At 70.1% G+C, this 14,424-nt stretch carries 10 protein-coding genes; all 10 read right to left on the reverse strand.

Annotated features, from left to right (window positions below; all coding sequences use genetic code 11):
- Window positions 1-375: a 30S ribosomal protein S12 gene (rpsL, locus tag C6361_RS26535; RefSeq protein ID WP_101368150.1), complete on the reverse strand. Its 375-nt coding sequence runs from the start codon at window positions 373-375 to the stop codon at window positions 1-3.
- Between the two features lie 491 nt (window positions 376-866).
- Window positions 867-1,745 (reverse strand): hypothetical protein, encoded by an 879-nt coding sequence (locus C6361_RS38340; RefSeq protein ID WP_234359018.1) that lies wholly within the window; start codon window positions 1,743-1,745, stop codon window positions 867-869.
- Between the two features lie 175 nt (window positions 1,746-1,920).
- On the reverse strand, window positions 1,921-2,277 hold the full coding sequence (locus C6361_RS26545; protein WP_107269349.1) for a hypothetical protein: 357 nt from the start codon (window positions 2,275-2,277) through the stop codon (window positions 1,921-1,923).
- A gap of 91 nt (window positions 2,278-2,368) precedes the next feature.
- Complete coding sequence (locus C6361_RS26550; RefSeq protein ID WP_107260911.1) at window positions 2,369-6,256, reverse strand: DNA-directed RNA polymerase subunit beta'; 3,888 nt, start codon at window positions 6,254-6,256, stop codon at window positions 2,369-2,371.
- Between the two features lie 90 nt (window positions 6,257-6,346).
- A complete protein-coding gene (locus tag C6361_RS26555; RefSeq protein ID WP_107260913.1) occupies window positions 6,347-9,778 on the reverse strand; it encodes a DNA-directed RNA polymerase subunit beta in 3,432 nt (1,143 codons plus the stop codon).
- Between the two features lie 665 nt (window positions 9,779-10,443).
- Window positions 10,444-10,827, reverse strand: a complete 384-nt coding sequence (gene rplL / locus C6361_RS26560; protein ID WP_101368154.1) for a 50S ribosomal protein L7/L12 — start codon at window positions 10,825-10,827, stop codon at window positions 10,444-10,446.
- 61 nt (window positions 10,828-10,888) lie between these two features.
- Window positions 10,889-11,428 carry a 50S ribosomal protein L10 gene (rplJ, locus tag C6361_RS26565; protein WP_101368155.1) on the reverse strand — a complete coding sequence of 180 codons (540 nt, stop codon included), beginning with the start codon at window positions 11,426-11,428 and terminating at the stop codon, window positions 10,889-10,891.
- A gap of 361 nt (window positions 11,429-11,789) precedes the next feature.
- The gene (locus C6361_RS26570) at window positions 11,790-12,479 is read right to left on the reverse strand and encodes a hypothetical protein (protein ID WP_107269350.1); all 690 of its coding nucleotides are present in this window, start codon (window positions 12,477-12,479) and stop codon (window positions 11,790-11,792) included.
- On the reverse strand, window positions 12,476-13,528 hold the full coding sequence (locus C6361_RS26575; protein WP_107269351.1) for an ATP-binding cassette domain-containing protein: 1,053 nt from the start codon (window positions 13,526-13,528) through the stop codon (window positions 12,476-12,478). The genes C6361_RS26570 and C6361_RS26575 overlap by 4 nt, the downstream gene beginning before the upstream one ends.
- A 130-nt stretch (window positions 13,529-13,658) precedes the next feature.
- Window positions 13,659-14,372 carry a 50S ribosomal protein L1 gene (gene rplA, locus C6361_RS26580; RefSeq protein ID WP_107260918.1) on the reverse strand — a complete coding sequence of 238 codons (714 nt, stop codon included), beginning with the start codon at window positions 14,370-14,372 and terminating at the stop codon, window positions 13,659-13,661.
- Window positions 14,373-14,424 lie beyond the last annotated feature (52 nt).

The following is a 14,424-nucleotide window of genomic DNA, read 5'->3' on the forward strand; positions in this document are numbered from 1 at the left end:
TCAGCTCTTCTCCTTCTTCGCGCCGTAGCGGCTGCGGGCCTGCTTGCGGTTGCGGACACCCTGGGTATCCAGCGAACCGCGGACGATCTTGTAGCGCACGCCCGGAAGGTCCTTCACCCGGCCACCACGGACCAGCACGAGGGAGTGCTCCTGGAGGTTGTGCCCGACGCCCGGGATGTAGGCGGTCACCTCGATCTGGCTGCTGAGCTTCACCCGAGCGACCTTGCGCAGCGCGGAGTTCGGCTTCTTGGGGGTGGTGGTGTACACGCGCGTGCACACGCCGCGCCGCTGAGGACTCCCCTTCAGCGCCGGCGTCTTGGTCTTACTCGTCTTCGCCTGGCGGCCCTTGCGGACCAACTGCTGGATCGTGGGCACCGGGTTTTCCGCTCCCTTCGGCCGCCCTCTGCGACCGCGCCGTGTGTCTTAGCCCCCCACGCGGGTGGCTCTCTTACCTTCCAACCAGGGCCGTCTCGGGACGGTCCCGGCACCCGCGGTCGGGCGTGTCGCCCGCTCGCGGTCTCCGCCGCCGCTCGTCGACGCCGGATTCCAGCCCGTCGGCACGCTGGGGCGTAGCCGACTCGTTTCGACTTTGTCGTGACGTTGCTCGATTGCCACCATGTGGGCTCGGGCACACGCACGAGTTGCCCGGGCATGCCCGGGCACGAGAGGAAAGAGTACCTACCGTGAGTGGGCACGTCAAAACAGGACTCCGGAAGGTTGTCGAGCAACCCCCGGCCAGGCCCGGATCTCCGCGTCGCTCCCGAGAAGCACTGCCGGTTTTCAAGTGTACCGGCTGATCTCGCGATCGGCCCGTCGGCCCGGTAACCCGACATCCGCCGCCCGGACCGGCCCGCCCGTGACCGCGCTCAGGCCAGTTGCAGCAGCACCGCCACGGCCAGCGCGATCACGGTCAGTGCCAGGCCGACGCCGGCACAGCTGATCCCGGCGATCGCCAGGCCCCGGCCGGTGAACCGGACCGGCGGCGCCGTGGCACCCGGTGCGGTTCCGGGCGCCGGGCCGCGGCGACCGGGCCAGAGCGGCCGAGCGCCCGGCGAGGTCTGCCGGCGCCCCAGCTCCCCCAGCAGCAGGCCGGTCACCCCGAGCAGCCCGGCGAGCACCGCGAAGGCGCCAGCCACCCAGCCACCCCAGTCCGCCGGGCTGCTGCCGGCGAGGCCGAGGCAGCCGCCGGCGAAGGCGACCAGCACCGATCCGCCCCCGGTGACCAGCGAGGCCACCGCCGGCCCCGAGGTGACCGGTGCCACCTCCAGATGTACCAGGCCGAACGGGGTACCCGGGACCGCGTCCACCCGGCTCGGCGCCCGCATCGACTCCCGTGGCGGCGCCGGCACCGCCCCGAACCGCGCGCCGCCGGCCAGGCCCGCTCCACCGGCCGGTCCGCCCGTCCCGGGGTACCCGGCCGGGGCCGCCTGCGGGTCGGTCCGGAACGCCTCCGGCATCGGGTACGCCGCCCCGCGCACCCCCACCGGCGCCGGGCCGGAGGGGGTACCCGACCAGGCCGCACCGGGGTTCGCCGGGGCCGGCGGGCCCGACGCGGGACGGGCCCACTCGTGCCCCGCCGGAGCTGGCTGTCCCGGGGCGCCCGGCAGCGGCGTCGACGCCGGCAGCGGCGCATCCGTCGGCAGCGCGTACGAGGGCTCGTGGTAGCGGGGCTGGTCCGCTGCCGGCTGCCCCGGCGTCTCGTCCGCCGCGCGCTCCACCCGGGGTGGCTGCGCCTCCTCCGTCACGGAACTCCCCCTGCAACCACCGAGCCGCCAACCAGGGCGGAACCGACCGGCCGAGGAGAATCCGTCGACCGGGCCCGACACGTCGTGCCAAGGTCAGGTTACCGTCGCAGGGCCGTCCACCGCCGGTCCGGTCACGTCCGGTAGCTCGGGCCGGCACCCGGCGCCGCCGGGCCGGTCAGTCGACCCCGGGTGCGAAGTCCTGACCCACCGAGCCGTCGGCCCACTGGACCACACCGATCACGGTCGCCACCACCACCGCGGTCGCGGCGAGAACCAGCCCGGCCCAGGCCAACCGCTCACCGCGACGCAGCCAGGCGGCGCCGGTCAGATAGCCGCCCGACGCGTACGCCTCGCGGCGGGCCTGCCGGGCCAGCAGCATCGCGACCGTCGCCGGGACGATGCCCCCGACCGCCGGACCGGTCAGCAGCGCCATCAGGCCGAGGGCGAAGACCGCCCGCGACTTCGTGGAGCGCACCGGATCCGGGTCGAGGGGATGCCGGGTGGCCGGGCCGGCGTCCGGCGTGGTGGTCACCGCGTCAGCCTACCCAACCCGGCTACCACGGCCGGAAAAGCGGGACGCCCCGCCCGTCAACCGACGGGCGGGGCGTCCCGGAGATGTCGCCTCAGCGGTACGACCCGAAGTCGAAGTCGTCCAGCGGCACAGCCTGGCCGCTGGCCGGCCCGAACCCGTAGTCGGTCTCCGGGTAGCCGGTCATCGAGTAGACCTTGGCCTTCGCCTCCTCGGTCGGCTCGACCCGGATGTTGCGGTACTTGCTGATGCCCGTACCGGCCGGGATGAGCTTACCGATGATGACGTTCTCCTTGAGACCGATCAGCGAGTCGCTCCGGGCGTGGATCGCCGCGTCGGTGAGCACCCGGGTGGTCTCCTGGAAGGACGCCGCCGACAGCCACGAGTCCGTGGCCAGCGAGGCCTTGGTGATGCCCATCAGCACCGGCCGGCCCGCCGCGGGCTCGCCGCCCTCGGAGACGAGTCGGCGGTTCTCCGACTCGAAGAGCGCCCGGTCGACCAGCACACCCGGCAGGAACTCGGTCGCGCCGGAGTCGATCACCGTCACCCGCTTGAGCATCTGGCGGATGATGATCTCGATGTGCTTGTCGTGGATGAGCACACCCTGCGACCGGTAGACCTCCTGGACCTCCTGGGTCAGGTGGACCTGGACCGCCCGCGGGCCGAGGATCCGCAGCAGCTCGTGCGGGTCGATGGTGCCCTTGGTCAGCTTCTGGCCGACGTCGACGTGATCACCGTCGTGTGCCTGGAGCGGCACCCGCTTGGAGATCTTGTCGTACACGATCTCGTCGCTGCCGTCGTCCGGCACCACGATGATCTTGCGCGACCGCTCGCCGTCCTCGATCCGGATCCGGCCCGGGGTGTCGGCGATCGGCGCCTTGCCCTTCGGGACCCGGGCCTCGAAGATCTCCTGGACCCGGGGCAGACCCTGGGTGATGTCCTCACCCGCGACACCACCGGTGTGGAAGGTACGCATCGTGAGCTGCGTGCCCGGCTCACCGATCGACTGGGCGGCGATGATGCCGACCGCCTCGCCGACGTCCACGGTCTTGCCCGTCGGCAGCGAGCGGCCGTAGCACGCCCCGCAGACGCCGAGCTTGGACTCGCAGGTGAGCACGCTGCGGACCCGTACGGTGTCCACCCCGGCACCCACGATCTTGTCGACCAGGATCGTGTTGATGTCCGCACCCCGCTCGGCGACCAGGTTGCCGTCCGGCCCCTTGATGTCGTCGGCGAGGGTACGGGCGTGCACGCTGGTCTCCACGTGCTCGTGTGCCACCAGCCTGCCGTCGAGCTGGGTCGCGATCTGCATCGGGATGGCGCGGTCGGTGCCGCAGTCCTCCTCGCGGATGATCACGTCCTGCGAGACGTCCACCAGACGACGGGTCAGGTAACCCGAGTCGGCGGTACGCAGCGCCGTGTCGGCGAGACCCTTCCGGGCACCGTGCGTGGAGATGAAGTACTCCAGTACGGAGAGACCCTCCCGGTAGCTGGCCTTGATCGGCCGCGGGATGATCTCGCCCTTCGGGTTGGCCACCAGACCACGGATCGCGGCGATCTGGCGGAGCTGGAGCAGGTTACCGCGGGCACCCGAGTTGATCATCTTCCACAGCGGGTTCTCCTGCGGCAGCGCAGTCTCCATCTCCTTGGCGACCTCGTTGGTCGCCTTGGTCCAGATCTCGATGAGTTCGCCGCGACGTTCCTCGGCGGTCATCAGACCCCGCTGGTACTGCTTGTCGATCCGCTCGGCTTCCTTCTCGTACCGCTCCAGGATGTCCCGCTTGCGCGGCGGCGCGATGACGTCCTCCATGCCGATCGTCACGCCGGACCAGGTGGCCCAGTGGAAACCGGCCTCCTTGAGCCCGTCGAGCGTCGCGGCCAGCGCCACCTTCGGGAACCGCTCGGCGAGATCGTTGACGATCGCGGAGAGCTGCCCCTTGCGGATCTCGTAGTTCACGAACCGGTAGCCCTGCGGCAGGGTCTCGTTGAAGAGCACCCGCCCCAGCGTGGTCTCCACGGTCAGCGGCTCACCCGGTACCCACTCCTCCGGAGCGGTCCACCGGGAGGCGCCGGGCCCGTTGTCCACCTCGGTCACACCGCGCAGCCGGATCTTCACCGGGGTCTGCAGGTGCAGTTCGCCGTTGTCGAACGCCATCCGCGCCTCGGCGTCCGAGCTGAACACCCGACCCTCGCCGATCTCACCCGGGGTGAGGTGGGTGAGGTGGTAGAGGCCGATGACCATGTCCTGGGTGGGCATGGTGACCGGCTTGCCGTCGGCCGGCTTGAGGATGTTGTTCGACGAGAGCATCAGGATCCGGGCCTCGGCCTGCGCCTCGGCCGACAGCGGCACGTGTACCGCCATCTGGTCGCCGTCGAAGTCCGCGTTGAACGCGGTGCAGACCAGCGGGTGGATCTGGATCGCCTTGCCCTCGACGAGCTGCGGCTCGAACGCCTGGATGCCCAGCCGGTGCAGGGTCGGCGCCCGGTTCAGCAGTACCGGGTGCTCGCCGATGACCTCTTCCAGCACGTCCCAGACGACCGGCCGCTGCCGCTCGACCATCCGCTTGGCGGACTTGATGTTCTGCGCGTGGTTGAGGTCGACCAGCCGCTTCATCACGAACGGCTTGAACAGCTCCAGCGCCATCTGCTTGGGCAGGCCGCACTGGTGCAGCTTGAGCTGCGGACCGACCACGATGACGGAACGACCGGAGTAGTCGACCCGCTTGCCGAGCAGGTTCTGCCGGAACCGGCCCTGCTTGCCCTTGAGCATGTCCGACAGCGACTTCAGCGGCCGGTTGCCCGGGCCGGTGACCGGACGACCGCGTCGACCGTTGTCGAAGAGCGCGTCGACGGCCTCCTGGAGCATCCGCTTCTCGTTGTTGACGATGATCTCGGGCGCGCCGAGGTCGATCAGTCGCTTGAGCCGGTTGTTCCGGTTGATGACGCGGCGGTAGAGGTCGTTCAGGTCCGAGGTCGCGAACCGGCCACCGTCGAGCTGCACCATCGGGCGCAGGTCCGGCGGGATCACTGGTACGCAGTCCAGCACCATCCCGAGCGGCGAGTTGCGGGTGTTCAGGAACGCCGCCACGACCTTGAGCCGCTTGAGCGCCCGGATCTTCCGCTGCCCCTTGCCGGTACGGATGATCTCGCGGAGGTTGTCGGCCTCGGCGTCCAGGTCCATGTTCTGGACCAGCGCCTTGATCGCCTCCGCGCCCATCCCACCGGTGAAGTACTCGCCGAACCGGTCCCGCAGCTCGCGGTAGAGCAGTTCGTCGGTGACGAGCTGCTTCGGCTCCAGCTTGCGGAAGGTGTCCAGCACCTCGTCGAGGCGGTCGATCTCGCGCTGCGCCCGGTCGCGGATCTGGCGCATCTCGCGCTCTCCGCCCTCCTTGACCTTGCGCCGCACGTCGGCCTTGGCACCCTCGGCCTCCAGCTCGGCCAGGTCGGCCTCGAGCTTGGCGGCCCGCTTCTCGATCTCCGAGTCGCGGCTGTTCTCGGCCTGCCGCTTCTCGGCGAGGATCTCGTTCTCCACCGTGGCGAGGTCACGGTGCCGCGCCTCCGTGTCGACGCTGGTGACAACGTACGACGCGAAGTAGATGATCTTTTCGAGGTCCTTCGGCGCCAGGTCGAGCAGGTAGCCCAGCCGGCTCGGCACACCCTTGAAGTACCAGATGTGCGTCACCGACGCGGCCAGCTCGATGTGGCCCATCCGCTCACGCCGCACCTTGGAGCGGGTCACCTCGACGCCGCAGCGCTCACAGATGATGCCCTTGAACCGAACCCGCTTGTACTTACCGCAGTAGCACTCCCAGTCCCGCTGCGGACCGAAGATCTTCTCGCAGAAGAGCCCGTCCTTTTCCGGCTTCAGGGTGCGGTAGTTGATCGTTTCAGGCTTCTTGACCTCGCCGTGCGACCACTGACGGATGTCGTCGGCGGTGGCCAGGCCAATCCGCAACTCGTCGAAGAAGTTGACGTCGAGCACGTTATATGTCCCTCGTGTCGTGTCGTTTCTGTTGCTGGCACCCGGGGTTGGGGTCCGGAGCGGCTCCAGCCGCCCCGAACCCACCACCCACTACACCTCTTCGACCGAGCTCGGCTCACGCCGGGACAGGTCGATGCCGAGCTCCTCCGCAGCGCGGAAGACCTCGTCGTCGGTCTCGCGCATCTCCAGGGCCACGCCGTCGCTGGAGAGCACCTCAACATTGAGGCACAGCGACTGCAGCTCCTTGAGCAGCACCTTGAAGGACTCCGGGATGCCCGGTTCGGGGATGTTCTCGCCCTTGACGATCGCCTCGTAGACCTTGACCCGGCCGAGTACGTCGTCGGACTTGATCGTCAGCAGCTCCTGGAGCGCGTACGCGGCGCCGTACGCCTGCATCGCCCAGCACTCCATCTCACCGAACCGCTGGCCACCGAACTGCGCCTTACCACCCAGCGGCTGCTGCGTGATCATCGAGTACGGGCCGGTCGACCGAGCGTGGATCTTGTCGTCGACCAGGTGGTTCAGCTTGAGGATGTAGATGTAGCCGACCGCGATCGGGTCGGGCAGCGGCTCGCCGGAACGTCCGTCGAAGAGCTGCGCCTTGCCGCTCGCGCCGATCAGCTGCTTGCCGTCCCGGTTGGGCAGGGTCGACGAGAGCAGACCGGAGATCTCCTCCTCCTTGGCGCCGTCGAAGACCGGCGTCGCCACGTTGGTGTCCGGCTCGGACTCGTGCGCGTCGATCGAACGCAGCGCCCGCTTCCAGTCGGCGTCGTCACCCTGGACCTGCCAGCCGGTCTTGGCGACCCACCCGAGGTGGGTCTCCAGCACCTGGCCGATGTTCATCCGGCTCGGCACGCCGAGCGGGTTGAGCACGATGTCGACCGGGGTGCCGTCCTCCAGGAACGGCATGTCCTCGACCGGCAGGATCTTCGAGATGACGCCCTTGTTGCCGTGCCGGCCGGCGAGCTTGTCACCGTCCTGGATCTTCCGCTTCTGTGCCACGTAGACCCGGACCAGCTCGTTGACGCCCGGCGGCAGCTCGTCGCCGTCCTCCCGGCTGAACGTCCGCACGCCGATGACCGTGCCGGTCTCGCCGTGCGGCACCTTCAGCGAGGTGTCCCGGACCTCGCGCGCCTTCTCGCCGAAGATCGCGCGGAGCAGCCGCTCCTCCGGGGTCAGCTCGGTCTCGCCCTTGGGCGTGACCTTGCCGACCAGGATGTCGCCGGTGACGACCTCGGCGCCGATCCGGATGATGCCGCGCTCGTCGAGGTCGGCGAGCATTTCCTCGCTGACGTTCGGGATGTCGCGGGTGATCTCCTCCGGACCGAGCTTGGTGTCCCGGGCGTCGACCTCGTGCTCCTCGATGTGGATCGAGGTGAGGGCGTCCTGCTGGACGAGGCGCTGCGACAGGATGATCGCGTCCTCGTAGTTGTGGCCCTCCCACGGCATGAACGCGACCAGCAGGTTGCGGCCGAGCGCCATCTCGCCGTCGTCGGTGCACGGACCGTCCGCGATGACCTGGCCCGCCTCGACCCGGTCGCCCTCGAAGACGACCGGCTTCTGGTTGACGCAGGAGCCCGCGTTGGAGCGACGGAACTTGTGCAGGAGGTAGGTACGCCGGTGGCCGTCGTCCTGGTGCACCGTCACGTAGTCGGCGCAGAGGTCCTCGACCACGCCGCCGACCTCGGCGACGACCACGTCACCGGCGTCGACCGCGGCCCGGTATTCCATGCCGGTGCCGACCAGCGGCGCCTCGGCCTTGACCAGCGGCACCGCCTGGCGCTGCATGTTCGCGCCCATCAGTGCCCGGTTGGCGTCGTCGTGCTCGAGGAACGGGATCATGGCGGTGGCGACCGACACCATCTGGCGCGGCGACACGTCCATGTAGTCGACCGCGGTGGGTGCGACGTAGTCGACCTCACCGCCCTTCCGGCGGACCAGGACCCGGTCCTCGGCGAAGGTGCCGTCCGCGCGCAGCGCGGTGTTGGCCTGCGCCTTGACGAACCGGTCCTCCTCGTCGGCGGTCAGGTAGTCGATCTGGTCGGTGACCCGGCCCTCGACGACCTTCCGGTACGGCGTCTCGATGAAGCCGAACGGGTTGACCCGGCCGAAGGTCGACAGGGCGCCGATCAGGCCGATGTTCGGGCCTTCCGGCGTCTCGATCGGGCACATCCGGCCGTAGTGCGACGGGTGCACGTCCCGGACCTCGAAGCCGGCCCGCTCCCGGGACAGACCACCCGGGCCGAGCGCGCTCAGCCGGCGCCGGTGGGTCAGGCCCGCCAGCGGGTTGGTCTGGTCCATGAACTGGGACAGCTGCGAGGTGCCGAAGAACTCCTTGATCGCCGCCACGACGGGACGGATGTTGATCAGGGTCTGCGGCGTGATCGCCTCGACGTCCTGGGTGGTCATCCGCTCGCGGACCACCCGCTCCATCCGGGAGAGGCCGACCCGAACCTGGTTCTGGATCAGCTCGCCCACCGTACGGAGCCGGCGGTTGCCGAAGTGGTCGATGTCGTCGGCCTCGTAGCCCTCCTCACCGGCGTGCAGCCGGCAGAGGTATTCCACGGTGGCGACGATGTCGTCCTCGGTCAGCGTGCCGGTGTTGATCGGCACGTCCAGCTCGAGCTTCTTGTTGAACTTGTATCGGCCGACCTTGGCGACGTCATACCGCTTCGGGTTGAAGAAGAGGTTGTCGAGCAGGGTCTGGGCGTTCTCCCGCGTCGGGGGCTCGCCCGGCCGGAGCTTGCGGTAGATGTCGAGCAGCGCCTCGTCCACCCCGGCGATGTGGTCCTTCTCCAGGGTGGTCATCATCAGCTCGGACCAGCCGAACCGCTCACGGATCTGCTCGTTGGTCCAGCCGATCGCCTTGAGCAGGACGGTGACGGCCTGCCGGCGCTTACGGTCGATGCGGACACCCACGGTGTCGCGCTTGTCGATGTCGAACTCCAGCCAGGCACCCCGGCTCGGGATGACCTTGACGCTGGAGAGATCGCGGTCGGAGGTCTTGTCCGGCTGCTTGTCGAAGTAGACGCCCGGGGACCGGACGAGCTGGCTGACCACCACGCGCTCGGTGCCGTTGATGATGAAGGTGCCCTTCGGCGTCATCATCGGGAAGTCACCCATGAACACCGTCTGGCTCTTGATCTCGCCGGTGGTGTTGTTGGTGAACTCCGCGGTCACGAACAGCGGGGCGCAGTAGGTCAGGTCCTTCTCCTTGCACTCCTCGATCGAGGCCTTGACCTCGTCGAAGCGCGGCGCGGAGAAGGAGAGCGACATAGTGCCAGAAAAGTCCTCAATGGGACTGATCTCGTCGAGGATCTCGGCGAGACCCGATCGAGCGTGCGGGTCGTCGGCCGACCGGCCCTGCCAAGCCTCGTTGCCGACCAGCCAGTCAAACGACTCGTTCTGGATGGCGAGGAGGTTGGGGACCTCGAGGTGTTCGGTAATCCTGCCGAAGGAGATTCGGCGGGGCGCGAAAGCGCTCGACGTACGACTGGTCTTCGCAGGGCGGGAAGCTGCCAAGATGCGTCCTTCCGAGGACCGGTGCTGCTAGATGCGGCTGTCACGCGTGCACTCCAATGGCCCCACTCCAAACGCCCAAAACTGGACATTCCGAGCAGGGGTCAAGTCGGAAGGCAGCGCAAACTAGCAGTGTAGCCGAGCGGCTAACCGCTGTCCAGCCCACCACGGCAGGGCGTTGCAGAACGTGTCGCCAACCAGTGGCTGGCGCGCGCTGAGCGCGCTCACACGTCCCGCACGCATCCCGCTAGGCCTCGTAGGAACCAGCGGCTCGTGGTGCTGCCGTGGCCCTTACCCAGGTGTCGGCCGTCGCAAGCGCGGAAGGTCTTGCTGATGTCAGCGTGCCTGCCGGTTCGTGCCGCGTCAAGGGCTGATGCCCGGGTCGGGCGACCTCTTTGCCCGGGTCGCCATCCGAGCCTGACCGGCCGGACGGGCCAACGACGGCCGTCCGAGGCGTCAAAGCCCTGATCATCGACGGTCGCAGCCAGTCAGCGGACGGAGACGGGCGGCGATCCGGCGCCGGATCGCCGCCCGTCGGCGACATTGCTGTGCGTCAGCTCACTAGAGCGACGCGGGCCGCCTCCGGTGGCCCGTACCCCTGCGACTCCCGCTCGGCGGAACGGAGAGCTGGTCGGTACGGACACACCGGGCGCGGCGTGGAGCGGAAACTACTTGAGGGTGACCTTCGCGCCCTCGGCCTCCAGCTTGGCCTTGGCCTTGTCGGCGGCCTCCTTGTTGGCCTTCTCCAGGACCGGCTTCGGCGCGGCCTCGACGAGGTCCTTGGCCTCCTTCAGGCCCAGGCCGGTCAGCTCACGCACGACCTTGATGACCTGGATCTTCTTGCCGCCGTCAGCCTCCAGGATGACGTCGAACTCGTCCTGCTCCGGCTCGGCCTCGGCGGCCGGGGCCGCGGGGCCACCGGCGGCGACGGCCACCGGCGCGGCGGCGGTCACGTCGAAGGTGGTCTCGAACTGCTTCACGAACTCCGAGAGCTCGATCAGCGTCATCTCCTTGAACGCGTCGAGCAGCTCTTCGGTGCTGAGCTTCGCCATGGTGTCTGGCGTCCTTTCCTGATTTCTTACACGAATATCGGGGTACCGGAGGGCTGGCCGATCAGGCCTGCCCCTCCTTCTCACGCTTGTCCTGCAGGGCAGCCGCCAGGCGGGCGGTCTGCGCCAGCGGCGCCTGGAACAGGGCAGCGGCCTTGCTCAGGCTGCCCTTCATCGCGCCGGCCATCTTGGCCAGCAGCACCTCACGGGACTCGAGGTCGGCGAGCTTGTTGACCTCGTCCGCGGTGATCGCCCGGCCCTCGAAGACGCCACCCTTGATGACGAGCTTCGGGTTGGCCTTCGCGAACTCCCGCAGACCCTTCGCCGCCTCGACCACGTCGCCGGAGACGAAGGTCAGCGCGGTAGGACCGGTGAACAGCTCGTCGAGGCCGGCAATGCCAGCGTCCGTCGCGGCACGCTTGGCCAGCGTGTTCTTCGCCACCTCGTAGGTCGTGTCCCGACCGAGCGAGCGGCGCAGCTGGGTGAGCTGGGAAACCGTCAGCCCGCGGTACTCGGTGAGCACGGTGGCGCCCGAGTTGCGGAAGTATTCGGTGAGCTCGGCGACGGCGGTGGCCTTGTCGGCCCGAACCGGCTTGTCCGCCATGTCCCTCCTCTCTCGTTACTCCAGGCTGACCACGCCCGATCGGCCGGCGGCGCGATCGGAGCCCGGGTGCGGATCGGAGATCCCACCACAACGAGAGAAGCCCCGGCGCAGGGCGCACGGGGCGGGGAAGGTCATGCGGACACGACCTGGCACGCTACCGTCTCCCCCTGCGCGGGCCGCCCGTCGAGCGGGACCTTCGACCGTGCCAGGGCACGGTGACCAGCGGTCTCTGGGTTAAAACGTCGACCAGGCTAGCCTGACCGACTTATCAGAGTACGCGACGCCGGCCGTGACGACCAAATCACCCCGGGTGCTCCAGCTCACGTCCGCCCCGGCACCCGCCCACCTGCCGACGTCCGGATCACGCCCGACGGCGGCGCAGCCAGGCGTAACCGGCCAACGCCACCGCGCTCCAGATCACGGCGTGCCCGGTCAACAGGGCCACCGACCCGGCGGTCGGGCCGGCGGTGCTGGCCCGGGCGGTGGCGAGTACCGGCGGCGCGATCCAGGGCAGCACCGACTCCTTCAGCCCGAACACGTACACCCCGACCACCCCGCCGACCAGGGCGGTCAGCCCGTACAGCGGGCTGCTGGTCGCCGCCCGGCTGGCCAGCGCACCGAGCGCGACCGCCGCCGGCAGGATCAGCAGGTGCGCCCAGAGCCCCACCGCCAGGCCCAGCGCGAGCGGCAGGTCACCGGCCCGCTGTGGCCCGGTGACCCCGCCGAGCAGCCAGGGCAGCAGCAGCGCGACCGGGATCAGGGCCAGCCCGGCCAGCCCGGCGGCGAACACCCCGCCGGCCAGTTCCGCCCGCCGACCGGCGGCGACCACGGCGAGCCGGCGCTGGGTGTCCGGCTCGGTGTCCAGCAGCAGCTTGGTCTGCCAGGCGAGGACCGGGAAGAGGACCACGGCGGAGACGCCGTACGCCTCGGCGGCCTGCGCGGCGCCGCCCCCGTACAGCACGCTGAGCGCGACCAGCCCGGCGATCAGCGGCGGCAGCGCCCGGGCGGTCCGGACGAAACCCGCCAGCCGCATCCGGGCCAGCGCGGTCACGACGCCTCCCCGGCGGCCGCGACGGAATCCCCCGGCTGCCCGTCCCCGTCGACCGCCCCGGCCGGAGCGACCGAACCGCTCGGCACACCGGGAACGGCCGGCGCGGCCCGGACACCGGGAGCACCCTGCACGGCAGGAACGGCCGAGGCGCCGGGAACGGCCTGCGCGCTGGGGACGGCCGGGGTGCCCGGCGGGGCGGGCAGCCTGGCCGGGGGATCACCGTCGCTGAGGGTCGGCGGCTCGGCAGGGCGTACCCGGAGGACCCGGTGGCCGGCGCGGCGGAGCGCGGCGACCGTCTCCAGGGCCTGGGCGGCCGGCACGGCGATCTCCACCACGGAGGTCGCGCCCCCGGTGATCCGCCGCTCGGCGACGGCCGGCGGCCCGGTCGGCACGCTCCCGGTGGGTACCCCCGCGACCTGCTGCTCGGCGGCGGCCGGGGCCAGGACGGTCACCGTCCCGTCGGCGACGCTCCACCGGGCGGCGTGCGGCAGTCGCACGGTCTCGCCGCGATGGTCGCTGACCAGCACGGAACCGCCGTCGTCGAGCACCTCCCCGATCAGCTCGGGGACCAGCTCCCGGGTGGGCCCGTCCAGCCCCTCCCAGGGTTCGTCGAGGACGAGCAGACCGGGCGGGCGGAGCAGGGCCTGGGCCAGCCCGACCTTCTGGGCCGTCCCCTTGGAGAGCGCCGGCAGCCGGACGTCGCGGTACGCCGCCAGTCCGAGGCGCTCGATCCAGCCGGTCACGGTACGGGCCGTCGCCGTGCCAGAGAGTCCCCGGATCCGCCCCATCCCGGTGAGGTACTGGTCGACGGTGTACGGCTGGTCGGCCGGAAACCGCTCCGGCACCCAGCCCACGATGCCGGGGCGGTCGCGGACCACGCCCCGGGTCGGGTCCAGTACGCCGACGGCCAGCTGGAGCAGCGTCGACTTGCCCACGCCGTTCCGACCGAGCACCACGGCGCTCTGCCCGGGGTCGATCTCCACCTCGACCGCGCGGAGCACCCAGGGGGCGCGGGCGCCGTACCGCAGCCAGACCTGATCCAGTCGCACGGATAGCAGAGTGCCACAGCGGCGCCCGGAGCGCGGGGGCGCGACGGCGCAGACGCCGACGCGGGGCGCCCCGCGAAACGTCGTCGCTGGGCGCCCCGCGTCGGACGGGACTTACCGGGTCGGTCGAGGCTCAGACCTCGGCCGACTCCCGCAGGTTCTTCACCACGTTCGGGTCGACCGGAACGCCCGGGCCCATGGTGGTGGTGAGGGTGACCTTCCGGAGGTACTTGCCCTTGGCCGCGGACGGCTTGGTCCGGAGTACCTCGTCGAGCACCGCGGCGTAGTTCTCCACCAGCTGGGCCTCGGAGAACGAGGCCTTGCCGATGATCAGGTGCAGGTTGGAGTGCTTGTCCACCCGGAAGGTGATCTTGCCGCCCTTGATGTCCGAGACGGCCTTGGTGACGTCCATGGTCACCGTGCCGGTCTTCGGGTTCGGCATCAGGCCGCGCGGGCCCAGGATCCGCGCGATCCGGCCGATCTTGGCCATCTGGTCCGGCGTGGCGATCGCCGCGTCGAAGTCCAGCCAGCCCTCCTGGATCCGGGCCACCAGCTCGTCGGTGCCGACCACGTCGGCTCCGGCGGCGGTCGCCTCCTCGGCCTTGGCGCCGGCCGCGAAGACGATCACGCGGGCGGTCTTGCCGGTGCCGTGCGGGAGGTTGACCGTGCCCCGGACCATCTGGTCGGCCTTGCGGGGGTCGACGCCGAGGCGCATCGCGACCTCGACCGTGGCGTCGAACTTGACGGTGCTGCTCCCCTTGGCCAGCCGTACGGCCTCGATCGGGGTGTAGAGCTTGTCCCGGTCGATGGCCTCGGCGGCCTTGCGGTAGCTCTTGCTGCGTTGCATCTCTGATTACTCCTGTGGTGTATGGCGGGCCACGGAACGCCGCGGCCCTCCC

The sequence above is a fragment of the Plantactinospora sp. BC1 genome, assembly GCF_003030345.1.
GTDB lineage: Bacteria > Actinomycetota > Actinomycetes > Mycobacteriales > Micromonosporaceae > Plantactinospora.

Bases quoted from the DNA above. Each gene is read 5' to 3' on its own strand.
- rplL (WP_101368154.1), bottom strand. From the start codon at position 10,827: ATGGCGAAGCTCAGCACCGAAGAGCTGCTCGACGCGTTCAAGGAGATG.
- rplJ (WP_101368155.1), bottom strand. From the start codon at position 11,428: ATGGCGGACAAGCCGGTTCGGGCCGACAAGGCCACCGCCGTCGCCGAG.
- rplA (WP_107260918.1), bottom strand. From the start codon at position 14,372: ATGCAACGCAGCAAGAGCTACCGCAAGGCCGCCGAGGCCATCGACCGG.